This is a genomic window from Olivibacter domesticus (assembly GCF_900109575.1).
GTDB lineage: Bacteria > Bacteroidota > Bacteroidia > Sphingobacteriales > Sphingobacteriaceae > Olivibacter > Olivibacter domesticus.
Window position 1 is genome coordinate 142,588 of sequence record NZ_FOAF01000009.1, and the last position, 25,450, is coordinate 168,037.

Annotated in this window: 19 protein-coding genes, 1 tRNA gene and 1 pseudogene; 9 read left to right on the forward strand and 12 right to left on the reverse strand. The window is 40.5% G+C overall.

What is annotated here, in order from left to right; all coding sequences use genetic code 11:
• Positions 1–18 precede the first annotated feature (18 nt).
• Positions 19–2,484 (forward strand): glutaminase family protein, encoded by a 2,466-nt coding sequence (locus tag BMY50_RS23100; RefSeq protein WP_093329707.1) that lies wholly within the window; start codon positions 19–21, stop codon positions 2,482–2,484.
• Positions 2,485–2,692: 208 nt separating this feature from the next.
• Here the strand turns inward: BMY50_RS23100 and BMY50_RS23105 are convergent, their stop codons facing one another.
• From BMY50_RS23105 to BMY50_RS23115, 3 genes are all read right to left on the reverse strand, one after another.
• Positions 2,693–3,805 carry an acyltransferase family protein gene (locus BMY50_RS23105; protein WP_093329710.1) on the reverse strand — a complete coding sequence of 371 codons (1,113 nt, stop codon included), beginning with the start codon at positions 3,803–3,805 and terminating at the stop codon, positions 2,693–2,695.
• 150 nt (positions 3,806–3,955) lie between these two features.
• On the reverse strand, positions 3,956–5,137 hold the full coding sequence (locus BMY50_RS23110; protein WP_093329991.1) for a multidrug effflux MFS transporter: 1,182 nt from the start codon (positions 5,135–5,137) through the stop codon (positions 3,956–3,958).
• 103 nt (positions 5,138–5,240) lie between these two features.
• On the reverse strand, positions 5,241–5,828 hold the full coding sequence (locus BMY50_RS23115) for a GNAT family N-acetyltransferase (RefSeq protein WP_093329711.1): 588 nt from the start codon (positions 5,826–5,828) through the stop codon (positions 5,241–5,243).
• A gap of 310 nt (positions 5,829–6,138) precedes the next feature.
• Here BMY50_RS23115 and BMY50_RS23120 point away from each other — a divergent pair, with 310 nt between their 5' ends.
• Positions 6,139–6,873 (forward strand): GNAT family N-acetyltransferase, encoded by a 735-nt coding sequence (locus BMY50_RS23120; RefSeq protein WP_093329717.1) that lies wholly within the window; start codon positions 6,139–6,141, stop codon positions 6,871–6,873.
• Between the two features lie 30 nt (positions 6,874–6,903).
• Here the strand turns inward: BMY50_RS23120 and BMY50_RS28780 are convergent.
• Positions 6,904–8,009: pseudogene (locus tag BMY50_RS28780) on the reverse strand (acyltransferase family protein).
• A 111-nt stretch (positions 8,010–8,120) separates the two neighbouring features.
• On the opposite strand from BMY50_RS28780, the gene BMY50_RS28240 reads away from it, so the two are divergent.
• Positions 8,121–8,261, forward strand: a complete 141-nt coding sequence (locus BMY50_RS28240) for a hypothetical protein (protein ID WP_162276661.1) — start codon at positions 8,121–8,123, stop codon at positions 8,259–8,261.
• A 433-nt stretch (positions 8,262–8,694) separates the two neighbouring features.
• Here the strand turns inward: BMY50_RS28240 and BMY50_RS23135 are convergent.
• Positions 8,695–8,770, reverse strand: a tRNA-His gene (locus tag BMY50_RS23135).
• Positions 8,771–8,903: 133 nt separating this feature from the next.
• Between BMY50_RS23135 and xerD the strand changes: the two genes are divergently transcribed.
• The 5 genes from xerD to BMY50_RS23160 all read left to right on the forward strand — a co-directional run bounded on the left by xerD (position 8,904) and on the right by BMY50_RS23160 (position 14,193).
• Positions 8,904–9,800 (forward strand): site-specific tyrosine recombinase XerD, encoded by an 897-nt coding sequence (gene xerD, locus BMY50_RS23140; protein ID WP_093329724.1) that lies wholly within the window; start codon positions 8,904–8,906, stop codon positions 9,798–9,800.
• Between the two features lie 67 nt (positions 9,801–9,867).
• A complete protein-coding gene (locus tag BMY50_RS23145; RefSeq protein WP_093329727.1) occupies positions 9,868–10,215 on the forward strand; it encodes a hypothetical protein in 348 nt (115 codons plus the stop codon).
• Between the two features lie 149 nt (positions 10,216–10,364).
• The gene (locus tag BMY50_RS23150) at positions 10,365–12,722 is read left to right on the forward strand and encodes a TonB-dependent receptor (RefSeq protein WP_093329730.1); all 2,358 of its coding nucleotides are present in this window, start codon (positions 10,365–10,367) and stop codon (positions 12,720–12,722) included.
• Between the two features lie 20 nt (positions 12,723–12,742).
• The gene (locus BMY50_RS23155) at positions 12,743–13,390 is read left to right on the forward strand and encodes a hypothetical protein (protein WP_093329732.1); all 648 of its coding nucleotides are present in this window, start codon (positions 12,743–12,745) and stop codon (positions 13,388–13,390) included.
• Between the two features lie 104 nt (positions 13,391–13,494).
• Positions 13,495–14,193, forward strand: coding sequence for a hypothetical protein (locus BMY50_RS23160; protein WP_093329734.1), 699 nt, complete (start codon positions 13,495–13,497; stop codon positions 14,191–14,193).
• Between the two features lie 56 nt (positions 14,194–14,249).
• Here BMY50_RS23160 and BMY50_RS23165 read toward each other — a convergent pair whose 3' ends face one another.
• The gene (locus BMY50_RS23165; protein WP_093329737.1) at positions 14,250–16,553 is read right to left on the reverse strand and encodes a TonB-dependent receptor; all 2,304 of its coding nucleotides are present in this window, start codon (positions 16,551–16,553) and stop codon (positions 14,250–14,252) included.
• Positions 16,554–17,243: 690 nt separating this feature from the next.
• Between BMY50_RS23165 and BMY50_RS23175 the strand changes: the two genes are divergently transcribed.
• On the forward strand, positions 17,244–17,891 hold the full coding sequence (locus tag BMY50_RS23175; protein WP_093329742.1) for an ankyrin repeat domain-containing protein: 648 nt from the start codon (positions 17,244–17,246) through the stop codon (positions 17,889–17,891).
• An 11-nt stretch (positions 17,892–17,902) separates the two neighbouring features.
• Here the strand turns inward: BMY50_RS23175 and BMY50_RS23180 are convergent, their stop codons facing one another.
• The 6 genes from BMY50_RS23180 to BMY50_RS23205 form a co-directional block, all read right to left on the reverse strand.
• On the reverse strand, positions 17,903–18,124 hold the full coding sequence (locus tag BMY50_RS23180) for a PspC domain-containing protein (protein WP_093329745.1): 222 nt from the start codon (positions 18,122–18,124) through the stop codon (positions 17,903–17,905).
• Positions 18,121–19,410 (reverse strand): DUF2851 family protein, encoded by a 1,290-nt coding sequence (locus BMY50_RS23185; protein ID WP_093329747.1) that lies wholly within the window; start codon positions 19,408–19,410, stop codon positions 18,121–18,123. The genes BMY50_RS23180 and BMY50_RS23185 overlap by 4 nt, the downstream gene beginning before the upstream one ends.
• 70 nt (positions 19,411–19,480) lie before the next feature.
• Positions 19,481–20,698, reverse strand: coding sequence for a dicarboxylate/amino acid:cation symporter (locus tag BMY50_RS23190; RefSeq protein ID WP_093329749.1), 1,218 nt, complete (start codon positions 20,696–20,698; stop codon positions 19,481–19,483).
• Positions 20,699–20,782: 84 nt separating this feature from the next.
• Positions 20,783–23,029, reverse strand: coding sequence for a Tex family protein (locus BMY50_RS23195; RefSeq protein WP_093329752.1), 2,247 nt, complete (start codon positions 23,027–23,029; stop codon positions 20,783–20,785).
• A 158-nt stretch (positions 23,030–23,187) separates the two neighbouring features.
• Positions 23,188–23,637 carry a Sec-independent protein translocase subunit TatA/TatB gene (locus BMY50_RS28680; RefSeq protein ID WP_093329754.1) on the reverse strand — a complete coding sequence of 150 codons (450 nt, stop codon included), beginning with the start codon at positions 23,635–23,637 and terminating at the stop codon, positions 23,188–23,190.
• A gap of 292 nt (positions 23,638–23,929) precedes the next feature.
• Positions 23,930–25,273: a dihydrolipoamide acetyltransferase family protein gene (locus tag BMY50_RS23205; RefSeq protein ID WP_093329757.1), complete on the reverse strand. Its 1,344-nt coding sequence runs from the start codon at positions 25,271–25,273 to the stop codon at positions 23,930–23,932.
• Positions 25,274–25,450 lie beyond the last annotated feature (177 nt).

Below are 25,450 nucleotides of genomic sequence, written 5' to 3' on the forward strand. Positions count from 1 at the left end.
AGCAATTTTTTATCTTTTATGAATCAATCTAAGAAATTAAAGTTTCTGGGTTTGCTAGCGTGCTTTTTCGGCATCGGCCAACTTCAGGCACAGGAAAGAAAGGCACCCGCATACCCCCTAATCACACATAATCCTAATTTTAGCATATGGTCTGCTACCGATCAATTAGCTGCTTCTACTACCACACACTGGACCGGCGCTGATCACTCGCTCCTAGGACTGATCAGTGTGGATGGTAAGGTTTACCGCTTTCTGGGAAAGGAAGAGATAAACTACAAAACGGTGCTGGCTACATCTGACGAGACCGGATACAACGTTGAATATACCGAAACAGCACCGCAGGGTGATTGGACTTCAGGTGCATATACTGCTACTGACTGGAAAAAAGGCTCGGCCCCTATTGGCGACGATGCCAACAATGTGAAAACACTTTGGAAATCTGATGACATCTGGGTAAGAAGGGTTTTTACGATTACGGATCCTGCCAGCATCAATGAACTGTTGCTGAAACTGAATCATGATGATAACATTGAGGTTTTTTTGAACGGCGAAAAGGTGTACGAGAAAACAGGGTGGACCAATACTTTTCAGTATTTCCCCATCAGTAAGGATAAGATGAAGGCTGGTAAGAATGTCATTGCGATTCATTTGGCTAACAGTGCCGGCGGTAGGTATCTCGATTTCGGTTTGGTAGATAAGCAAAAAAACAATGCTGCTAAAATACAGCTGGCCGAACAGAAAAATGTAGCCGTAACAGCTACACAAACTACCTATGATTTTACTGCAGGCGAAATAGACCTGAAACTTACGTTTACATCGCCACTTTTGATGAACGATCTCAACCTGCTGGCGCGCCCGGTTTCTTATACGACCTATAATGTTCGTGCTAATGATAACAAAACACATGATGTAAAGGTATTCCTTAGCGCATCGTCAAGCATTGCGGTGTTTAGGCCATCCCAGGAAGTAAGCGCCCAAAAATATGAGGCCAGCAATTTATCTATCCTGAAAGCGGGTACAGTAGAACAACCTGTGCTGCAAAAAGCTGCGGATGATATGCGTATAGACTGGGGTTATTTTTATGTAGCTGCACCTAAATCGAGCGGCGCAGTTCAATTCATTACTCCACAAAGCACTGCTGCTGATGCTTTCAAAAATGGCGCTACTGCTTCTACCGCCTCAAAAGGCAAGTCACTGGCTTTAAACACGATGATTCCTTTGGGTGCTGTTGGCAAAACGCCGGTAGAACGTTTTGTTGAGTTGGGTTACGATGAGGTGTATGCCATCCAGTACTTTAATAAAAATTTAAGGCCTTGGTGGAACAACTCTGGTAAAGAAACTATTGAAAACCAACTTGGCAATGCGGCGGATGCGTATGAATCTGTAATGCAACAGTGTGCTGCATTTGACAAACAGGTATATGCTGATGCGCTAAAGTCGGGGGGTAAAGAGTATGCACATTTGTGTGTGCTGGCCTACCGCCAAAGTATCGCCGCACATACATTAGTAAAGAGCCCTGAAGGCGAGCTATTATGGTTATCTAAAGAGAACAATAGCGGTGGTTTCATCAACACGGTGGATGTAACTTACCCATCGGCACCATTGTATCTGATCTATAAACCAGCATTGCTTCAGGGCATGCTGAATGGTATTTTCTATTTCAGCGAAAGTGGCAAGTATCCTCACCCTTGGGCAGCGCACGACTTGGGGACTTACCCATTAGCTAACGGACAAACATACGGCGAACCGATGCCAGTGGAGGAGGCGGGTAATATGATCATCTTGACTGCTGCGATAACCAAGGTACAAGGTAATGCCACTTACGCTAAACGGCACTGGAAGACGCTAACTACCTGGGTGGATTATCTTGCTAAAGAAGGCCTTGATCCGAAAAAGCAATTGTGCACCGATGATTTTGCTGGTCACCTTGCCCGTAATGCCAACTTATCGATTAAAGCAATTGTAGGTATTGCCTGCTACGCGCAAATGGCCGAAGCATTAGGTAATACCGAAACAGCAAAGAAATACAGAGCCATTGCCGAAAGCATGGTACCAAAGTGGATGGAAATGGCAGATGCCGGTGATCACTACGCACTCACTTTTGATAATAAAGATACCTGGAGCCAGAAGTATAACCTAGTTTGGGATAAAGTCTTAAACCTGGATCTCTTTCCGCAAAAGATATTCGACACAGAGATTAAGTTCTACCTCACCAAGCAAAATAGGTACGGTATCCCGCTTGATAGCAGGAAAGCCTACACTAAAAACGATTGGATACTATGGACAGCAACCTTTGCTCCTACAAAGGAAGCGTTTGAGGCTCTGGTAAAACCCGTGTACATACATGCGATCGAAACCGACTCGCGTGTACCGTTGAATGACTTTTATGACTCTAATACAGGCATCCGTGAAAACTTTAAAGCCAGAAGCGTAATCGGTGGTTTTTATATGAAGCTTTTGTCGGACAAACTAAACAAACGTTAATAGCTTTATGAACGCTGTCGGCTTTTTGCTTCCGATTTACAGTCAAATGATTTCAATTGAAATCATTTGACTGTTTGTAACAACACTTCTTATAAGAAACAAACGGGTTCTTTGTGACCAGAGATCCAACGCCATTTTGTTAAACCAAGTCAAATTGCCGATCTGTTGTTTTCGTTTTGATTGATTATATTATTGCATGCAATAGTACTCAACCAAGTTTTCTTCTCAGCCATTTACGCACCGGTTCATCATACCATTTCAGGGCGGCGTAAGCCAAAACGATAGCGCCGCATAAAATAAGCAACGCGTATGGCCAAGCTTGTAGCAGGGTTACTCCCTTATTGTTGCTGATCCAAGCGACATAAAAGTAAACGAGGGGATAATGCACCAGATAAAGTGGATAGGAGATGTCACCCAGGAACTTACATATCCTACTTTCCGTTTTTGTAGATACAATGCCGCTGGCACCTAAATATACAATAAGAGGAAAAATCACGATGATACATACAGATTCATAGATTCCGTTCAACCAAAGATGTTCTGCCCCGCCAATCCGCGGCATATAAAGTACAACCGCTACCAAAATACTGCACCACGTAAAGGCATTCCGAATGCGGGTCGGCTTGGCCACACGGGAAAGCAACAGACCTGCAAAAAAAGGATACATTGTTCGGGTAATTCCAATGCGCATGTGCTCGGCATTCAACGTCCAGCCGCCGCTTACATCACCTTTGGGGCTGGTAATAGCTAAATGGGCCAGCGCTACTGCCGCTATAAACACGAAAATAGCTAATGCCCTGTTTGAGAATTTTCTTATTATAGTTGCATAAAGAATGTTGGCGATGTATTCAAAGAACAGCGACCAACCGACGCTATTGAGCGGGTGCATTTCCTCCCAGCCCCGTATATCAAGCGACAAAGGTATCGGTAATACCGTATATCCGATTAGCATAACCAGGAGTAGCTTCCACAAGGGAACCGTATGGATGAGTGGCCAGATCGCCGAATCGGTAAAATAGAACCCGATCGCTCCAAGGGTCATTCCCAAGATCACCAACGGTTGAAGCCGTTCGATCCTGCGTTTACAGAAGCTTCCGAGCGTCATTTTATGCCAACGGTCGTCATAAGCATAGCCAATCACAAAACCGGACAACAGAAAGAAAAAGTCAACTGCCAGATAGCCATGGTTTACCAGATTGTCCAAATTTCCGGTCGACAGGGGTTCGCTCAGGTGAAAAGTAACGACAATTATAGCTGCAACACCGCGTAGGCCGTCCAATATAGGGTAATGGGGTTTTGTGGACAGATTATTGTTATTCATTGATTTGGTTATGGAGCTTAGGGAATAGGTATTTAGATAACGTATTTCTCCTGCTCCCAATCATTTTAAGCCGTTTAGTTCGGCGATAAAATTAAATAAAAAGGATCGTACTGATTTTACTGTATCTTATCAAAGTTCAGACATATCGTCTCATTTGGGGCGACGATCATTTGAGGCAAGAAGTAGTCCGCTAATTCCGATAACAAGATAGGCTATTACTAATGGAAAAACGCCGCTACTCATCAGCTTGCTAATTATTGAACCCAGCGTTGCACCAATTGAAAAGAATATTGTACCATAAACTGCGGAGGCCATTCCTGCCACGTTTCCCAAAGGTTCAAGTGCGAGAGCACTACTATTAGGCTCCACGGCCAGGTTAATAGCCATCAGTAGTGTAACAGCAATAAAAAACAAAAGCATATTGGGTGGATCTCCGAAACTTAGGGCAAGTATCGTTAAACCGGCTGCAACAAGGGTGTATGTAAGGAGTAAAGATTTTATAGTTCGTCTTGCTCCATATTTTGCTGATAAATGTGCGTTAGTAAAGGTCGATAAAGCCATGAATAAACCCATACCTCCAAAAATCCATATAAACAGTGAAGGCTTGCCATAAATTCCGCCAATAATATGTTCCGAGCTGGCCACATAAGAACTGAGTGCTGTAAAAAGAAGCGTAGTGATAGCCGTATATCGAAGAAAGGTTCGGTTGCGCAAAACGTACCCCATAGATTTACCAATACTGGAGAAATCGAGGGAAACTCTTTTATTCTTCGGTAATGATTCTTCAAGTCGCAACGACCATAAAAAGACTATCAATGCAAAAAAGGGTGGTGTTAAAAATACCATTTGCCATGAGGAAATGTGTAAAATAGTTGATCCTAGAAAGGGTGCTATAACCGGTGTAAAAAGAAAAATGGTAAAAATAAGAGACATGATCCGTGCCATTTCGTTGCCGACAAAACGATCTCGTACCCCAGCAATGGTGGTCATAAAAACTGCTGAAGCCCCTACTCCGGCTATAAAGCGTGCAACAAACATAAGTGAGAGGCTGGGAGCGAAAGCGGCGGCTATTCCACCGATGATATAAAGAGGAAAGCCGATACGAAGAATGGGTAATCGTCCAAAACGATCGGAGAGCGTTCCGAAAATAATCTGGGCTACCTGCCCCATAAAAAAGAATGCAATGATTTTTGCCGTTTCTGTTGACTGTGGATCGAGGCCAAAATGCTTTCGCAGTTCACGAAATGCAGGAAGCATGATGTCAATTCCTAAAGCCGTCAACATCATTGTCGAAGCTGAGAGTGCAATAAATTCACCTTGTTTCATTTTCATTAGCATCCTGCATTTGAGTTTCTATCTCTTAGTCATTGTATAAATCATAATCATTTCTCCCTACTGTACATGGGGAGCATTATCCGTATTACCGTTAATTGATTTATCGCGCTTTTCGCAACATGGGCCGTAAAACAGGCGAGCTACCGGATTGAATCTCGCCGATAACCTCGAAACCGTGACGCTCATATAACGAAATATTCCTAGGGTTCGAAGATTCGAGATACGCGATTAACCCATCACGGTCAACGGCCTTGAGCGCTTCAGTCATCAGTGCCGAGCCTACCCCCTCACCTTGATACGCCGGGTCGACACCTATCATCGGCAAGTACCAGTGTTGTTCGGTCGGATGAAATTTTTCCATCTGCTCAAAAATTTTCTGCATATCTTCTTTTACATCGTCGCTAACGTTTTCGTCGAACAGCCTGATCAGGGATTCCTCATCAGATCCAATGCCAGGTGGTAACCACAGGGCGACGCCAGCGAGACCATCGGCAATGTAGGCTGTCCCCCCCTTAAACGCGTTTCCGCCGAAAGCCCTTGCTATCGAAGAGAAGGTTGCCAAATATTTTGCTGGATTCGGAAGAGACCAACGAACCATCGGGTCAACGCTGAATGCCAATGTCAATGCATCGATAGCGCCGGCTTCATCCGATGCTTGAGCGATTTTTATTATCGTATTCATTTTCATTGTAAGCAAGATTTTTATATAGTAAAAGTACTACCTATTTTTTTATTTAAAGTGGTGCAAAATAGACTTTATTGCGGGGTGATCTGGACATAAGTCTACTAAATCTGCTGTTGAAGTAATTTCTTCTAGCCATAACTTTGTACGCATAGAAACTTGTATTCTGCTTTTTATTAAAAAGATATATCGATATATAAATGTTTTTGCGATCTGCTTGTTTTTCGCAAAAAAAGAACCATATTTTGCATTGCCCAAGAGCCCGTTATTTTGTACTTTTAATTCTTTTAAACCGATTACCTAAAGTTATGTGCTTATGCAACTGGAAATCACCAAGGCAACACTAGATGAAATTCAGGAATTACGAAAGCTATTGCTTGCGGAAGTCTCTTTCCAGTTTGTTTATAATAAGTGTCATGGCGCAGGTTGGGCCGATGTCTATCGTTTTACAATGGCAGGGTCACCGGTTGGTCATGGGGCATTATGGGGGAAAGAAAAACGGGAAAACAGGGATACGGTCTTCGAATTTTACCTATTAAAGCCATTCCGGCATTTGGGAGATAAGATATTTCCCAAATTTTTAAAGAAATCGGGCGCTATGTTTCTGAATTGCCAAAGTAATGACACGTTTCTAACTAAACTGTTATTTGAATATGGGAAAAATATTAATGCAGAGGCAATTTTATTTGAGGATAGCTTTCAAACTGAATTTAAGATTGACGGGACTGTTTTTCGAAAAAGTGAGCTGCAGGACGGTGGTGATTCGGAATATGTTTTAATGCACAATGGTGAGGTAGTAGCCAGCGGCGGTTATGTCTGGAATTACAACTACCCTTATATCGACCTCTATTATGAAGTGAAACCGGGTTACCGACAAAGAGGATTTGGCAGTCTGATTACACAGGAATTGAAGAAGGAAGCGTACCGTTTGAACAGGGTCCCCTCGGCACGTTGCAATATCAACAATATAGCTTCGAAAGCGACTTTGCTCAAAGCAGGTATGCGCATATGTGGATATATGTTGATTGGAAAGATCCCCAAATTTAAGTGAGTAATAAATAACCGTTTTTTATTCTTTACTTCACCGAATTTTGATTGGTCGCTTTGCAGTTAATTGCTTTTTCCTCTTAGTATTCAAATACTTCCTTACCGGAATATCATACACTACCATAACTAGATAAGCAATACCCACTAAAAGGATCAACGAGATTATAATAATAAGGGCCAGTTGCCCGGCAGCAGGTTTATGACTAGTATAATAATTTCCGAACATCCATATAACAGCATAGTGCGTCATATACAATGGATAGGATATTTTCCCGGAAAACACGCAAAGCTTTTTCAGGCCTTTCGTTAAGGTAGCCCCGGCTCCCAACGAGATCAGCAGCGGAAAGTAACATATTACCACCAGAGGTTCGGTAAGCCAATTCCATTTACCAAATGGCATTAAAAATGCCAATGACAGTAATATGCACATCCCCATGAAACCCAGTTTATTTTTAATGATCCAGTTGAAACGGTAAATGGCTAGCCCGGCCAAAAATGAATACAAGATACGGGCACCACCGTCCCAAAAGCTGTTTTTATCCCAGCCACCCAGTAAATTGCCCGCCCGGTAGCCAACAAAGCAAAGCACTGCTGCAGCAATAACAACAAAACTTTCCGACTAATGCGGCAAAGGATAAGCACATAAAAAATATTGGCAATATACTCCCAAAATAACGACCATGATGGTGCATTGAGACCGAACAAATTAAAAGCCCGCTCCTCCATCGCCGGGAAAGGTATCAGCAAAATAGAACTTACAAATAGCAATATAATTTTAATGGGACTGTACGATTCAGGATGGCCGCCAAACGGATCAAACAAAAAAGCGAGTAGTCCTAATATGGAGCCAAAAACAATTAGCGGGTGCAGCCGGATGAGCCTTGATATAAAAAATTCCTTCACACCCATTTTGCCAACGCGATCATCGTAAGCGTAGCCGATGACAAAACCCGAAAGACAAAAAAAGAAATCGACCGCAAGGAAACCATGCCCGATAAAATTTTGGCTAAAGTCCGAATAGGCCCACTCCATAAAGTGGAAGATAACTACCGCAACAGCGGCCAGGCCTCTTAAACCATCGAGAATTTCAAAATGTTGTTTGGTTTTTAAAATATTGGGAGATAGTTGGGTTTCGCTCATTTATATCAAATATAAGCTAAGCGATGTGAATATTCAAAAAAAGTTAGTGTCTCGCAAAACCGATCTTTTGTCTGATAAATGTCCGCTAATTGCTCTATACTCCTTTTGAAGATGGCCTCTATACTCCCTGCCAACTCGTGGGGAACTGAATGGGCACTTGTTGGGGCCGCGCCCGAAGGAGTCCCCAAGGAGCTCCCATTGAGTACGCACCAAGGTCACCACCATCACCGAAGAAAGATCGGAGCCATATAGCCTCCGGTTAATCCCGGTGACGGCGTTTGATATCGCTTAAAAGGAAACGTCTTTCAAGGTTATAATAACTATGAATGGGTAGTTTACCACTTTTGGTAGGCCAGTACACCGGTTTTGTCCGAGGTGCCGATCCGGTCAGCTGCATATTTGGCATCGCACCATATCTAACCCTGATCTAGCTTTCAAAATGTGGTTACCGATTAAAGGCCGAGGAAGTAAATGCTGAATTCACTTATTCTTAAAACAGCTTGTTCTGAATAACAAGGCAACTGAATTGTTAAAAATGGTAAATTTTGATACTTATGCCAGGCGATACAGCAGAAAACAAGAATCGAAAAGTGGCTTTGGCCAAAAAATTGACCGAAGCAAGCAATAAATTGACGAGCGCAAAAAAAGAGGGCAAAAAGTCTTAAAAAACCTTTTGCCCTATGAAGGGTGGAATACCGGGCTCGAACCGGCGACCTCCTGAACCACAATCAGGCGCTCTAACCAACTGAGCTAAAACCACCGTTTTTCAGTGAGGCAAAGATATAGATTATACCAACATGTAGCAAATATTTTTTATCAATTTTTATACCCCCGTTTTTAGTAATTTAGCGGTTGGCTTACGTGAGATCGATTTATTTATATAAAAAAAGCAGAATGGACTGGAATTCAGCACTAAAAGATTTTATCCAATATTTACGACTTGAACGATCTTTAGCCAAAAATTCTATCGACGCCTACCTGCAAGATGTAGAAAAACTAAAACAACACGCTTTATATAGCCATCAGAAATTGCCAGCGGAAATTTCAACACAGGATATCCGTGATTTTTTGGAGTGGATCAATACATTAGGTATGACACCCCACTCCCAGGCGAGAGTTTTATCGGGAGTTAAAGCTTTTTATCAATATCTAATGTTGGAAGGGCTCATAAAAAATAATCCAGCGGCATTAATTGAAGCCCCAAGACTAGGACGCAAATTACCTGACACACTCAATATAACCGAAATAGATACCCTAATTGCCGCTATTGATCTTTCTACACCGGAAGGCATCAGAAATAAAGCCATGCTGGAAATACTCTATAGCTGTGGCTTACGGGTAAGTGAGCTGGTAAATTTAAAATTATCCAATCTTTTTCTAAATATTGAGTTTATTAAAGTAACAGGTAAAGGAAGTAAAGAGCGTTTGGTTCCTATTGGCCAAACAGCAATAAAACACATCGAAATCTATTTGCAACATACACGCAAAGAAGGACCAATAAAAACAGGTATGGAAGATTTCGTGTTTTTAAACCGACGAGGTGCCCCGCTCACACGGGTGATGATCTTTTTAATAATAAAGGACCTGGCTGCCAAGATTGGATTAAAAAAGAAAATCAGTCCACATACCTTCAGACATTCCTTTGCTACCCATTTGATAGAAGGTGGCGCGGATTTAAGAGCCGTTCAGGATATGCTAGGCCACGAAAGTATCAGTACAACAGAAATCTATACCCATCTAGATCGAGACTATCTGCGCTCAGTTATGATCGATTTTCACCCAAGAGCTTAGTAATTCACACAATTATTACTTGCAATGTAGGTGCATTAATAATATCTTTGCAACAAATGGAGTGAGGATGATAAGAAATCTACTTATTAAAACATGCACCTATAGGCTTTTTGCGTTCTGCCTTCTTGTAACCTTCTGTTACATACAGGGCGTACAGCTTATGCATGCTTATCATCATCAAGACTCGCTTATACAGCTCGATAAAGATTTAACATCGCTTGACACCAAAAAAGAGATAAATTGTAAGATTTGTGACTATTTAGTTGTTAAACAAGCACAACAGCTACCAGCACAGCTATTTACGCTGAGCGAAGTGTACAGAAGCAAGCCAGTTTTAATACAAAGACTGGATACCGCTCAACCTTTTGAAATCACTTTATCCAGTTATCTGAATAAAGGCCCACCTTTAGTATAAATTACCCTGTTTTTAACGACGCATAGCCGCTCTGAAGCTCTTTTTCACCTAAAGAGTGATTATAGATCGTTTTGAACAATGATGCTTTTACCAGGTAAAATTCATCCTACGTTTTGATAACCTTCAAAACAGTTTAATCCATATATAACATGTTTAATAAAAAACAGCTTGGCCTGTTTGTATTGCTATTCGGTATAGCAACAGGTTTTGCCCAAAGCAATGATTGTAATTTTATGATTAGCGGACGTGTAACTGACGGAGATACTCAGCTGCCTTTATCAGGAGTATCTGTCACCATAATGCCGGGCAATCGTTCTATCAAAACAGACGGGCATGGCTTTTATCGCTCGCAATCACTGTGCAAAGGTACATACACCCTCACTTTTAAAAGTTTAGGTTTTGAGAATAAGGTGCTGCAATTAGATCTGAAAAAAAATGAAACCCTTAATGTTTCGATGCAACATGGGAACATCGTGTTGCATGATGTAGAGGTTGTAGGCCATAAACCAGTACATCGCTCTACCGCTAGAACCACTACACTCAACAGTGAACAATTGGAAGAAAGTCGTGGAGCGGTACTGGGCGACGCGCTATCTAAAATTGCAGGTGTAAGCACACTTAAAACAGGTAATTCTATTGTTAAACCCGTAATTAATGGCATGCATAGCAACCGGGTATTAATACTAAATAACGGCATCCGTCAGGAAGGCCAGCAATGGGGAAGCGAGCATGCACCGGAGATAGATCCTTTTATTGCGAAAGAACTTACCGTAATAAAGGGTGCTGAAGGCGTGCGCTATGGGGCAGATGCGCTCGGTGGAGTAGTGATGGTAAGTCCAGCCCCACTTCAGATTGACGGACCGCTCAGCGGCGAGGTAAATATAGTGGGGGCAAGCAATGGACGTATAGGTACAGCGGCGGCTACGCTTAATGGGAGTATCCAAGGAATAAAAGGTTTTGGTTGGCGCGCCCAGGGCTCGATAAAAAAAGGTGGAAACATTAAATCTGCCGACTATTATTTGGGTAATACGGGGGTTAATGAACTGAATTTTTCGGGAGCAATCGCCTATAATACAACTTCTACAAAGTATGAACTTTATTACAGTCACTTTAATACGGAATTAGGCATATTAGAAAGCTCCCATATAGGTACTGTAGAAGATATCCAAGCGAGAATAGCCTATGGACGGCCATTTGAAAAATATGATTTCACCTATAGCATTAAGCCGCCCAGGCAACGGGTGACACACGACTTAGCTAAGCTCAAAGCGCATAAAGATTTAGATAATGGTGCTTCTTTAGATGTTCAATATGCTTTTCAACGGAATCATAGACAGGAATTCGATTTAAGGAGAAACGCGGCGGACGACAAGAAGCCTATGATGGATCTGGTGCTAACCACCCAATCTCTTGATGTTACCTACGATCATTTGCATGAAAATGGTTTGCGTAGCCTATTTGGCATAAATGGACTGATGCAAATAAATAATAACACGCCAGGCACTGGAACAACACCCTTGATTCCCAATTATGACAGCTATAATATTGGTGTCTTTGCTGTAGAAAGGCTTATTAAGCGTAACTATGAACTGGAAGCCGGCCTTAGGTATGACTTTAAATATTTTGATGCAGCGGGCTACCGCTATGATTATTCTCAATTTAATGAAAATGGGGGTTTGGATCTTAATTATTTCACTGGCACCAGACGCTTCCATAATATTTCAGGATCAATTGGTGCTGTGTGGCATCTTACATCACAACTAGATCTACGTAGTAACCTTGGCCTAGCTTGGCGAGCACCTAGTGCCAATGAACTCAATAGTGATGGCTTGCACCATGGAGCAGCAATCTATGAAGTAGGAAACCCGGACATGAAGAGCGAACAAGGCTATAAATGGGTTAACTCTCTTTCTTACAACACCCCAAAGCTAACTGTTAACCTCGACATTTACGGGCAATATGTCAGCAATTATATCTATGCACAACCGAATCCAGATAGTGTTAGAAGAACTATTAGGGGCACTTTTCCGGTCTTTGTATATGAACAAACAAATGCCTCTTTCTGGGGTATAGACTTCAGTGGTTCGTATGCGCTTACCAATCAGCTCACTTATTCGGCGAATATTGCAATTGTACGGGCAAAAGACGAGCGCAATGGAACCTATTTACCCTATATTCCGGGTGATAGAATAGACCATAATCTACGCTGGAGCTTCACAGATAACAACGGCCATTGGAGTAAGCCTTTTTTACAGATTGGGCATCGCTTCGTGGCGAAACAAACGCGCTATCAGGAAGATTCAGATTATACTTCTCCACCCCCTTCTTACCATCTATTTGATGCAGTGGCAGGCATTAAATACCGAATGGCTAAGCAATCGTTAGGACTAAATATATCGGTAGATAACCTGACAAATAACTTATACAAAGAATACATGAACCGATTTAGATACTATGCCCATGAGATGGGTAGAAATATAACGGTAAGGCTTTTCTATAACTTTTAACAAATTAAATAATTATTACTATGAACAAATTACGTAACTATTTTTCTTTTGTGCTGATAGCAGCGAGTGCCATGGCTTTCACTGCCTGTTCCAAAGATGACCCTATTCCTGAACAAGACCAGGAAGAGGTAGGAAAAACTTTGATTTTGCTTGAAGAGGTAGATTGGCATGGTGATTTCCGAACAGGCCATTCCCATGCTATTGACGGAGCTAAAATTGACACCATATCTTTTGATGAAAAAGGCCTTCCACCGGTGGGTTTTCACTTGCATCTAACTGAGGGAAAATCATATAAAATGAGCTTGATAGCTTATGATTTTGCTGGCAGGGAACTCCAACAAACATTCTTAGACCGTGCAGACATTCATCAAGTAGTTATTTTGGGAGCTCCAGACGGTATATTGGATTATACGTATGGCGATGCTGATAATGCACAGGTTGGCGTAACAGGTTATCTACATGTATTAGAAGTTGCGCCTACTTTCACCTTGCAATACCTCTTACGTCATTTAAATGAAGGGGTGAAAGCGGGATTGACAGCGGAAGACTGGAACAATAAAGATTATCAAAGTAAGTTTGCTGGAGCAACCGATCTTGATCTGAAATTTGAAATACACCCGGTTGAAGGTGACGGTCATGTGCACGAAGAAGGCGAGCACGATCATTAAGAAAAGACTTACATAAAATAGTAGAACCCTGCTCTGGCCAATCAGGGTTCTTCATGCCTTTATACTTTCATTTTAATTACATTTTTAACTTTTAAATACAATTTATGAAACATTTAAGAAACTATTCTTTTGCACTTATTGCTTTTGCCCTTTTATTTAATGCTTGTAGCAAAGATGATGACAACAATATCACACCTGATGATCCAAATGCCATCGCTTCATCTCGCTTAGATTTTATAGAAGTTAATGGACACCCGCATGGGGATCATTTTCATGATCTGGCAGAGATTGAGGGTGAGAGGGAAAGTATTTCCATAACGTTTGACAATCAAGGTGTAGCCCAAAACGGCCATACACATTTAGATCCGCATAAAATTTACAGAATACAGTTACATGTTTTCAATAACGAGGGAAGAGAAATACAGGACGACTTCCTTGCTAGCAAAGCGGTGGCCGACCTATATAAATCTTTTATCGTAGGTGGAAACTTCGTACTAAACCCTAACACCAATGGTGCAGAGAATGGTGCGCTTTTCCAACCTAGAGAACAAACGTACGGTGATGGGAATGCGGTAAACGGAAAGTACGAGACAACCGGCATTTTGGCATACTTTACTTTAGGAGAAGCCAATGAAGGTGCCGAAGCAGACGTATCTTACGTGCTACGCAAATTGAGCGATGCTACTACAAAAGCGAAAATTGAACGTACTGACTGGAACCATGATGACTATGCTAGCCGTTTTGCTGGTGAGGACGTATTGAAATTGACTTTCGAAATTCATGCGGAGGGGCATGACCATTAAGGAAGGTTATAAATAGTAATAGCCTGATGGGCACACACCTATCAGGCTATTATTTTCTAACTACTATGTTTTAATATAAATGGAACATATACGCCAAAGGTGATGTTCCTTCCCGGATTGTAAATTCCGAGACTCAAATCTGTTTGGTCTAGTCTACCCGGTTTATACCGGCTCAGCGCATCGTAATACTTCTTATTCAGTAAATTATTCCCTGAAATATATATTTTTATAAGTTGCTTTCCGGCAAAGAAGGTAGCACCAACACTAGCGTTTAACAAGGTGTAACCTGCTGTAGGTGTTTCGAACTCTTCATCTACCCTATTCTGCTTAAAATAATTTGCTATACCGACAGATACAAAAGGTTCTTGCACGTGCTGAATCTCCGGTTCGTATCGCAACTCATTGCGCAGTACGCCCGCAGGGATAAATGATAAAGGCCTATCGAGGCTTGTATTCTGCGCATGTGTGTAACCAAAGGTATTTTCAAAATGGATAAAATGCACGGGATGCAAAACTAGGCTGGCTTCTGCTCCATATAAATTAGCATTCACCTGACCATAATTATATACGGGTAAGTCATCAATAAATTCACCATGATGGGCAGCATATATAAAATCGTGAATATAATTATTATAAATACTGGCGCTGGCATTGATGATATCTCCATCATAAGCCAACTCAGCATCCACCTGATAACTTCTCTCTGGTTGCAGATTTGAATTTCCAATCTCATACCTGAAGGTGCCTTCGTGTTCACCATTAGAGCCTAGCTCTGCGGGATTTGGTGCCCGAAAAGCTGAACCTATATTGGTTTTAAAATTTAGCTTTTCTGTAAACTTATGGGTGAAGCCTAATGCACCACTTATATTGGAAAACTGATTATGAAACGCCTCAAACAATGGTTCTCCGTCTGCTATTAAGGATTTGCCTACATTTTTACGAAAATCATACCGAACACCCATATTAAAGGTGCTATGCTCCCAGTTCTTTTTGAGGTAGGCAAATGCTCCAACACCATAAGTATCATAAGCAGGAATCAAAAATTCCTCCCCTCTATTTTCACTATGTCCAATCTCCGTGCTTGCACCGAAAACCGGCTCCCAGCCATTTTTCTGTCCAATATAATAGCGAGCATCTCCTGTGTAAGTATTTAGGTTAAAGAATAACGATGGATCGGGACCGTCTTCTAATTCCCGCCGTTGATTTTTCTGGTAACCTAAATCGAGCTTTAAGTTACCAGAGCCAATAACAAAATTATTATTCAGTGATATTTTATAATGTCGAATATCTTGCTTTGGATACAGTAAACTGCGATTTTTTAAATCGTCCTTGCTAAATAGCCCACCATCTTCGTCTACATAGTTTCCCTGATCATCAAATGAAGGTTCGTAAAAACCTATATTATTTCTGAAGCTAGAAAAATTAAGGTGTGAGTACCCCCAGGATTTATTCAAGCCGATCATACCACTGAAGTCTGTTTCGTTGAATCCAGAATTTGGAAAATAACCGGTAGGTGTTTTAAATGAGTAGGCGTTTTTGTAGGTCCCCCGCCCTCGCCAAACGATACCATTCTGATTTCCGGTTAACATAAGGGAGCTACTCGTTAAACCATTATTGCTTGAATAATTGCTTAGAAATTCACCACTGATTTCGCCCTCTGGCACCGGAATCGGTTCTAGTAGATTTATAACACCCCCAAGCGCATCGGAACCGTATATTAAAGACGCAGCACCTTTTAATACCTCTACTCTATTCGCTTTAAACTGGTCGATCTCTATGCCGTGCTCATCACCCCATTGTTGCCCCTCTTGTTTAATACCATTGTCGATCGTTACAACTCTGTTATAGCTTAAGCCTCTAATAACAGGCTTTGATATGGACGGCCCTGTGGACACCTGCGATATGCCTGGACTTTTAGCCAAGGCATCAATAATATTAGATGATGGCAGCAATAATTTATCTTTGTTGATAATATTTACAGATGTACTGTTCCGTTTATTGCTTCCTGATGAGATGGTTCCGGTAATCACCACTTCACGTGTTTCAATAAGGGTAGGTTTTAAAGCAAACTCCCAATCAGTATCTTTTGATAAATCGACAGTTTTAGTAACCGTTTCATATCCTATAAATCGTATTTCTACAAGAAACTGTCCTTTAGCTGGAACACTCCTTAGTTTAAACGTGCCCGACTGGTCCGCATTAACAGATATCCTTAAATCGGGAATCGTCACCGTAGCTCCTGGCAGTGGCTTACCAGTTTGAATATCTATAACTTTTCCGGATACAACAGCAAGTTCACCGGAAAACACATTACTGACAAACGCTAATAACACGGTCAGCACTATAATAATCTTTTGCATGAATAAATAATTAACAGCCAAATGCTGTAAATGGATAGAGAAAATTACCTGGTCGCTTAAAAACAACCTAGGCAAATGGATTTGAAAGAAAAGATTATAGTGCGAAAGGGGGCCCTCGGGATGTAATATCGAGAACGGCCATTTGGAAAAAAAAGCGTATTTCATTAAAAAATCTAAAAACTACGCTTTCTAAAGGATTTATCTCAAAATTTATTTGAGCTAAATCATATTTCTTGTCGAAATGTATGTTACAGATCAAACAATAAGAAGAAAGGCTTACTGTTCGTTCCGGATGTTGGTTATTGGAATAAGAAAACCCTTTTATGCGAAGGGGGGTAAAAAGGTTATGATGATGATAAAAATCTACAGGAACAACGGCCAACATAAAATACAAAAGCATCAGCTTTGCAAATGTTGAAACGACTATTCCTTTTTGATTTAACATGCTAGAAGAATGAAGGTACTATTACAAAATTTTGTAAGTCTTAAAAAAGGGTCGGATACGAGTACCCGACCCTACATCTACCTATGAAAAACATGCCTTAAGCAAGGCATTACAAAAATAAGGCATTATATTTACATCGCAAACAAAATCTTGCCTTATAATGAAAATAATTTTAATTATAGAGTGTTTTGTAATAATGATTTTTATAGTAGGTTTGCAAAATAGATTAAATTGAAGCGTTTAAAATGAGTCTTACATTATTAGAAGAATATATAGAATCGGGCAATGCAGCTGCGATAGACAATCTTTTGCATACAAACCCTGCTTTATGTCAGCAAAAAACAAGTCATGAAATCTCCCCTCTCCTACTGGCCTGTTATTATAATAAACATCAGATTGTAAAGATCATTTTACAACATATTCAGGAAATTAACATTTTCGAAGGCGCAGCAGCTGGTTTAACTGACGTTGTAAGTGAACTTTTAGAGGAATCACCTGAATTGCTCAACACTTTTTCTGAACATGGGTTCACACCTCTTGGCATGGCTACTCATTTTGGGAACACGGAGATTGTAAGATATTTGTTAATAAAGGGAGCAGATGTAAATTTGCCTTCTCAAAATGGCTATAATGTCTATCCTCTACATGCTGCCGTTGGGTCCAATTTTGATGAAATAGCTAAAATGCTGGTAGAAGCAGGTGCTGAAGTGAATGTACTACAATCGTCACGCTCAACCCCCCTTCATACTGCGGCACAACATGGCAATATAGAAATACTCATTTTATTGTTGGAAAACGGAGCACTAACAGACATTAAAAATGATTTCGGAAAAACGGCCGCAGATTTAGCAGCAGAAAAGGGATTTGCAGAGATTGCTAATATACTAAGCTGAGAAAGCGTTTATTAAAAGTCCCAAAGGCGGTGTCTCATTCGTTTCACAAAACCACGAATATCTAATACAAAACCCGCTAACAGATAAAAAACTATAGGAAACCCGACCGCTAAAAAGGAAGAATAAATAAAGAAAAGTCTAATTTTTGAGATAGAAACACCCAACTTTTCTCCAATATAAGCACAGACTCCAAAAGAGCGTTGCTCAAAAAAAACCATTATGCGCTGCATCATAGCGTTTCATTTTGTTTAAGAATGTGCAAACCTATACCGCAGGTCAAACATCTCATTTTATCGCAATAAGACCCCTTTAATTGTAAAAGAGCTTGAGAATCCGTCGCTGTCTTCGCTTGTACACCTAACCGTTTGTATTGGTTCACAATACTATTATGCTCAGGAGCTAGCTCTTCTAACAAATCAACCGCCCTGCAAATATACGCCTCTTTTCCAATATATTTGCCATAGCTAAATAAAATTGTTACCACTGTATTCAAAATAATGCTGTCAATAGTATTTTTTCCTAGCTTAGCAGGATGTTTCTTCGACAATACATCAAATTTATAGTGGGTTTTCCAATAGCTATTAATGGGTAAATCTTCAAACAAACATCGTAGCTCATCAACCTTCTTGGCTTCGATAATCTTAGAAAACAGTCCCTGTGCTTGCCTATGCCAAGCGCTAAATTGTGCTAATCTAATGGTAGGAAAGTTTAACGGACGCATACGTAAAAATCTCCAAGAAGCGGCATCTATAGGTTTTAAATGATACTGTTTCTGCAAATACCGATAAGTGTGCTGCAGCTCGTTCGGGTAATCGTCCTTAAATTGCTTCTCTAACATACCTGCTTGGCCAAACATCAACGCTTCAATAAAAATGCCGTCCTCATATTTCTTTAAAAGTTTATAAGGTAAACTTTTAGCTAAACGCTCAAAAGGTATTGCATTCACGCGATAGCCGAAATTCTTGGCTAATAAAATATAGGTAATTTCCTCCCAACTGCCCTGGCAATCATTTAATAAATTATTAACGTATTGCGCTTTTTCTAATAGGCGCTCTACCGATAACCGCTCTAACCATTGGGAAATATAAAAAGGTTCAACCAATGAAATATGTTCTTGACATGGTATGACCGTTCTCGCGGTCATGAATTCGTTATACCGATTTAATACGGTATGATCTATCAAAGTTTTAAGCTCTAAGGTTTCTGGCATGGTACCGTCTTCTAAGATTATTTCGCTATCGTGATCATACACTACATGTAGAATTACATTATTATAAGCTGGATCATGTTGATGCTTGTGAGCGTACCAATCAGACGACTTAATATGGATTTCTACATTCCCGGCCCATTCGATGCCCTCTATAATGAGTCTACTATGTTCAAAATCTGGACCAGCATGTCTATTCTTGTCGCCCGGGTATTTAACAGATAGGATTTTTTCGTTTTTAGTTCTTAGTTTATAGGTATTATATAAACGGTACTTCCAAATGTAATGGAGCACCTCTTCAGGTATATTCATTTGCCGGAATGATAGGTTTACACCTAAAGATAGAAAAGATTTATAGATTCTTAAAACGAATTAAAAAATTTCATCGTTTTATCCATTTGTTTACCACCATGGCAGCCACCGTATCACCGGTAGCATTTAACAGCGTAGCCATAGGATCTACTAAAGTACCGATAATCATGACGGCCGGAATGGCTTCAACGGGGAGACTGTACGCTGATATCATGAGCATTTCCCCGATATAACCTCCATTTGGAATACCTCCTGCTACTATACTTACCAACACGGTAAGCCCCAATGCCAGGAGCAGTGTATCTGGCTCCATAAAAGGCCGGCCAATAAGAGAAAAAGCCACCGCAATTTTAATAATAGAGGACATCGAAGAACCGTCTTTATGCAGCGAAGCACCAAGCGGTATCACTACGTTGGCGATGGACTCAGGAATGCCAATTTTTTTCGCCGCTTCCAAATTTGGTGGTATAACGGCGATACTGCTACAAGTACTCACAGCCGTGATAGATGGCAGAATATTGGCCTTCCAAAATATACCTATCCCCTTTTTACCTTTTGCGATAAAAGCATATAAACTAAAGAAAACTAAAAAATAAAAAAGTCCGACTAAATAATAAACACCTAATGGCTTCGCATATATTCCAAATAATTGGGGCCCTACAGTGCCTACCTGATAGGCAAAATAAGCTCCTAGACCAATCGGCGCTAGTTTCATAACAAATCCCAATAAAGTCTTCATAACTTCATTTCCTGAATGTAGAAGTTTGCGGAATGGTTCGCCTGCCTCACCTGATCGAAGCGACGCAATGCCTACCAAAAAGGAAAATATAATAAAGGCTAACATATGCTCGCGGGAAAGAAGTTGATTGAATTCACTCACCGTGAGAAATCCAACCAAACGATCACCCCAGCCCAGATGGTCGTCACCAAGTGCAACATTGGCAGCCCCTTTCGTAGCCAGATTATCGTTAAATGGGAAAAGCCAAACGGCGATAATCGTAACAATTGCTGCGATCAGCACCATGGATACGAATACAATCATCATGACCGACAGTATACGCCCTAATTTTTGTGATTGATCAATGTTGGCGACTGCCGAGGCGATGGCAAAGAATATAAGTGGAATAACAGCTGTAAAGAGCAGGTTTAGAAAAATATCTCCTAAGGGTTTGAGATATATTACTACATCCCTCGCGAAAAGTCCTACTAAACTGCCTATAAAAATACCGGCAAGCAACAACAGAATATTGCTGTAGTTTTTAAAAAAACCATTACTTAGGATGCTCATATAACACTAAAGTAATGGTTTTTTTAAATTTTATACAAAGCAATCTGCTTAATTTTGTGATTTAGTCAGTTTCGATCTAAAACATTAAGAAAACTTACTTTTTAATGCAGCTAACTTAGCGGCCATATCTGTTTCGGGAGTTTTACGGTTTTGGGGCTTTGCATTTCTCTTATCAGCACGCGCATTCGTATGAGCCGGCTCTTTCTCTTCTGATTTCATACTGAGTGATATACGATTTCTCGTGACATCAACTTCCGTAACGGTCACTTCTACCTGTTGATGTACTTTAACTACCTCATTTGGATCTTTAACAAAACGATTAGCAAGCTGACTTAAATGTACTAAACCGTCTTGATGTACGCCAATGTCTACGAAAGCTCCAAAAGCAGTAATATTTGTCACTATACCAGGCAGCTTCATTCCTACTTTTAAATCATTGACACTGTTAACGCCTTCCGTAAACGAAAATGCTTCAAATTTTTCTCGGGGGTCTAAACCGGGCTTAGACAACTCTTTTAATATATCATTCAAAGTAGGCAAGCCTACCTCATCAGTAACATATTTGCTAAGAGAAATACTTTTGCGAAGTTTATCATCTTTTAATAAACTGTCTACATCCTGCCCTAAATCTGTAGCCATTTTTTCTACCAACGTATATCTTTCAGGATGTACACCACTAGTGTCCAATGGATTTTCTGCCCCTCTGATGCGTAAGAATCCGGCCGCTTGCTCAAATGCTTTTTCTCCTAAACGAGGCACTTTTTTTAAATCCGACCTACGTTTAAAAGCGCCGTGTTGATTTCTATATTCCACTATGCTTTGAGCCAGAGCGGGGCCTAAACCCGATACATATGCTAATATTTGCTTAGAAGCGGTATTGAGTTCAACACCTACTGCATTTACGCAACTTATCACTGTATCAGCCAATGATTCTTGTAATTTACTTTGATCTACATCATGCTGATATTGACCCACTCCAATAGACTTTGGATCTATTTTCACCAATTCCGCAAGTGGATCCATCAGTCGTCTACCAATAGAAACAGCTCCTCTTACCGTTATATCATAATCAGGAAACTCTTCCCGGGCTACTTCTGAAGCGGAATAAATAGATGCCCCGCTCTCATTAACCATGACAATAAGTGCTCCAGGCAAGTTTAGCTTCCGAATAAAATCTTCCGTTTCGCGTCCTGCCGTACCATTTCCGATGGCTATAGCGTCTATATTGTATTGTTGAAAAAGTTGTTTAATTTCATGAACAGATTCAGCTGCTTTAGCACCACCTGTATGCGGGTAAATAGTGGTATTAACAAGAAGTTTTCCTTGCTCATCTAAGCAAACAACCTTACATCCGGTGCGAAAACCTGGATCAATGGCCATTGTACGTTTACTTCCTAGCGGTGCCGCCAGCAAAAGTTGACGTGCATTCTCGGCAAATACACGTATAGCATCTTCATCGGCCCGTTTCCGGGTAATTAAACGAACTTCGGTTTCCATGGATGGTTTTAGTAAGCGTTTAAAGCTGTCCTGAATAGCTAATCGTACTTGCGCGCTACACTCGTTAGCAGCCGTAACAAAGCGCGTATCAATCATGGCAATTGCTTCTTCTTCCGGCACTATGACATCTAAGTACAACATTTGTTCTTTTTCGCCACGCCTCATAGCCAATATGCGATGGGAGGGTGCTGATTTCAAGGGTTCCGTCCATTCATAATAGTCTTTATATTTTATAGCCTCTTCTTCTTTTCCCGGCACCACCCTTGACGAGAATGTGCCGTGTTCCATAAAAAAATCGCGGATCTGCGAACGGGTTTCTGCATGCTCTGCAATGATTTCAGCTAAAATATCCCTTGCTCCCGCTAAAGCCTCCTCTACACCGGCAACACCTTTTTCTTCATCAATATAAATAGACGCTTCGGATGCAAGATCGCTAGACTCCTGCGCTAAAATAAGGTCTCCTAAAGGTGCTAATCCCTTTTCTCTTGCCACTGATGCCTTTGTTTTACGCTTAGGTTTATAAGGCAAATAGATATCTTCCAGTACCGCCATTGTTTCGGCAGCTTCCAATTTTTCCTGGAGTACCGGTGTTAACTTACTTAACTCAGTAAGCGATTTTATAATTGCTTCCCTCCGTTTATCTAAATCGCGCAATTGTCCAACTTTATCACGTATTTCAGCTACCTGTACTTCATCAAGACTGCCGGTGAGTTCTTTTCTATATCTTGAAATAAAAGGAACTGTTGCCCCTTCGTCTAATAATTGAATGGTCGTTCTTACCTGTTTGTCGGTTAATGATAATTGTTGGGCAACTCGCTGTTCGTGTGTTAACATAATAATTTAATAAAATGCTAAGGATTACGCTCTAAATCCTTTAGCCTAAACATATTTTTATGGATGCGAAATTGGGTTATTTAAATTAAAGAAGCAAGAAGCTTTTAATAAGAATTGTGCTTATAAATAAAAAAAGCCCTTATCTAAGGGCTTCCATTCTATGAATTTTGTTTGGTATCCTTTTCTTTTTCACTTCCATTATCTGGTTGTGTAGAAGATTCTTTATTTTCATTATCTGCTACTTCAGGGCCTGCAACCTCCGTTGAGGTATTGCCATAATAATTACTTTGGCTTCCATAATATTCCGGCTGCCTTTGTCCGCCATCACTGTAATCATCTACTTGCTCAGTAGGTGCCTGTGTGCGAGGCCGCTCGGTGCTGCTACTTGTGGCATCGGAAACATCCAGATCTTTTCCGAAATTATTTATCTGATCATTTATATCTTTTTTAATAGAGTCGGAAGCGTCCTTGAACTCACGAATACCTCTACCTAAACCCCTAGCCAGTTCGGGAAGCTTTCTTCCGCCAAACATGAATAATGCTACCAATAAGATAAGCATCATTTCTGACCCACCTATATTTAGAAATAATAATACTGAATTTAACATCTTCCTTTTCTTTGAGCCAACAAACTTAAAAAAATAAGTTTGTTCTGCATAAACCTTCCTTCAAAGCTATTAATTTTTTATGGCAATGTATAAATAATTAGAAAAATCTAATGCCTTATTTAGTTACTAGTTGTTCGGTATTCGTTACTCGCCTATCTGTATGTTTGTATTGTTTATCCGTTTTTTCTCGCGCAGTTACTTTCGTACCATCTGTATTGCTTTGCTTTAACGTTGGTATAACAACAAATACACTGTAAGAATCGAACAACAAACAACGATTAACAAACAACGACTATATCGTTCTGTTTACATCCCACTGTTCCAGGTAATCTGCTACCCGTTTTACAAACATGCCTCCCAATGCACCATCTACCACGCGATGATCATAAGACAATGACAAAAACATCATATGTCTGATACCGATCATATCTCCAAACTCCGTTTCGATGACGGCCGGTTTTTTAGTAATAGCGCCGACAGCCAATATTGCCACTTGAGGTTGATTGATAATTGGTGTTCCCATTATATTACCGAAAGAGCCAATGTTTGTAAGTGTAAACGTACCTCCCTGCGTGTCATCTGGCTTTAGTTTATTGTTTCTAGCTCTATTTGCCAAATCATTTACCGCCTTGGTAATGCCCGTTAAGCTCAGTTCTTTTGCATTTTTTATTACGGGAACAATTAAGTTACCACTGGGCAAAGCGGTGGCCATACCTATATTTATAGCATGTTTTTTAATGATCTGCGTACCGTTTACAGAAACATTTACCATTGGAAAATCTTTCAAGGCTTTTACAACCGCTTCGATAAAAATGGGCGTAAACGTTAACTTCTCATTCTCGCGATTTTGGAAAACATCTTTTACTTTATTACGCCAATTAACCACATTGGTAACATCTGCTTCTACAAAAGAACATACATGCGGCGCCGTTTGAGCACTGTGGACCATATGTTCGGCAATTAGGCGTCTCATACGGTCCATTTCAATAATTTCATCTTTACCTGAGGCAACAGACGCAGCAGAACTTTCAATTTTACCTGTATTGGAGGCATGTGTTTCTTGTTTTGCTAGCGGTGCTTCCTCACTGCTTTGACCTCTCGCAGCTAGGTAGTCAATAAGGTCTTGCTTTGTTACCCTACCTTCTAAACCTGAGCCTTGAATGTTCTCCAACTCATCTAGCGATATACCTTCTTCTTGCGCAATATTCTTAACCAAAGGTGAATAAAATCTACCAGTATCCCCAGATACTATTTTGGCAGAAGATTCCTGGGAAAGTTCATCATTTTCCGCAAGCTGCTCAAGTCCCGGTATAGCCGGTTCTACCGCTGAAGTCTCACTTATCGGTTCCTCAATTACGTCACTATTACCTAAATTTGTTTCTTCGGTTCCCTCACCTTCAACCTCCAACACAGCTAATACATCTCCTACCTGCACTACCTGGTCTTTGTGAAAACGTTGTTCAATAAGCTTTCCCGTTACCGGAGATGGAACTTCAGAATCTACTTTATCAGTGGCTATTTCCACTATTGTATCATCGGTGTTAACCACCTCACCAGGATGTTTCAACCAGTTTACAATGGTTGCTTCAGATACACTTTCCCCCATTGAAGGTAGCAGTAAATTATATCTTGCCATGTTACTCTATCTTATTAAATCTTTTAATAACGCCCAAGTTACAACAATATCTAAAAAAACAAAACAATACAGAATAATATTTTGTTTAAAACCATCACAAACAACTAACTATTAGTCATTATCCGTAATAATGATTTTTTATTTTGATCCAAATAAGGATTAATATTCAAATTGTTC

Bases quoted from the DNA above. Each gene is read 5' to 3' on its own strand.
- BMY50_RS23100 (WP_093329707.1), top strand. From the start codon at position 19: ATGAATCAATCTAAGAAATTAAAGTTTCTGGGTTTGCTAGCGTGCTTT.
- BMY50_RS23105 (WP_093329710.1), bottom strand. From the start codon at position 3,805: ATGAATAACAATAATCTGTCCACAAAACCCCATTACCCTATATTGGAC.
- BMY50_RS23110 (WP_093329991.1), bottom strand. From the start codon at position 5,137: ATGAAAATGAAACAAGGTGAATTTATTGCACTCTCAGCTTCGACAATG.
- BMY50_RS23115 (WP_093329711.1), bottom strand. From the start codon at position 5,828: ATGAAAATGAATACGATAATAAAAATCGCTCAAGCATCGGATGAAGCC.
- BMY50_RS23120 (WP_093329717.1), top strand. From the start codon at position 6,139: ATGCAACTGGAAATCACCAAGGCAACACTAGATGAAATTCAGGAATTA.
- BMY50_RS28240 (WP_162276661.1), top strand. From the start codon at position 8,121: ATGGCCTCTATACTCCCTGCCAACTCGTGGGGAACTGAATGGGCACTT.
- xerD (WP_093329724.1), top strand. From the start codon at position 8,904: ATGGACTGGAATTCAGCACTAAAAGATTTTATCCAATATTTACGACTT.
- BMY50_RS23145 (WP_093329727.1), top strand. From the start codon at position 9,868: ATGATAAGAAATCTACTTATTAAAACATGCACCTATAGGCTTTTTGCG.
- BMY50_RS23150 (WP_093329730.1), top strand. From the start codon at position 10,365: ATGTTTAATAAAAAACAGCTTGGCCTGTTTGTATTGCTATTCGGTATA.
- BMY50_RS23155 (WP_093329732.1), top strand. From the start codon at position 12,743: ATGAACAAATTACGTAACTATTTTTCTTTTGTGCTGATAGCAGCGAGT.
- BMY50_RS23160 (WP_093329734.1), top strand. From the start codon at position 13,495: ATGAAACATTTAAGAAACTATTCTTTTGCACTTATTGCTTTTGCCCTT.
- BMY50_RS23165 (WP_093329737.1), bottom strand. From the start codon at position 16,553: ATGCAAAAGATTATTATAGTGCTGACCGTGTTATTAGCGTTTGTCAGT.
- BMY50_RS23175 (WP_093329742.1), top strand. From the start codon at position 17,244: ATGAGTCTTACATTATTAGAAGAATATATAGAATCGGGCAATGCAGCT.
- BMY50_RS23180 (WP_093329745.1), bottom strand. From the start codon at position 18,124: ATGATGCAGCGCATAATGGTTTTTTTTGAGCAACGCTCTTTTGGAGTC.
- BMY50_RS23185 (WP_093329747.1), bottom strand. From the start codon at position 19,410: ATGAATATACCTGAAGAGGTGCTCCATTACATTTGGAAGTACCGTTTA.
- BMY50_RS23190 (WP_093329749.1), bottom strand. From the start codon at position 20,698: ATGAGCATCCTAAGTAATGGTTTTTTTAAAAACTACAGCAATATTCTG.
- BMY50_RS23195 (WP_093329752.1), bottom strand. From the start codon at position 23,029: ATGTTAACACACGAACAGCGAGTTGCCCAACAATTATCATTAACCGAC.
- BMY50_RS28680 (WP_093329754.1), bottom strand. From the start codon at position 23,637: ATGTTAAATTCAGTATTATTATTTCTAAATATAGGTGGGTCAGAAATG.
- BMY50_RS23205 (WP_093329757.1), bottom strand. From the start codon at position 25,273: ATGGCAAGATATAATTTACTGCTACCTTCAATGGGGGAAAGTGTATCT.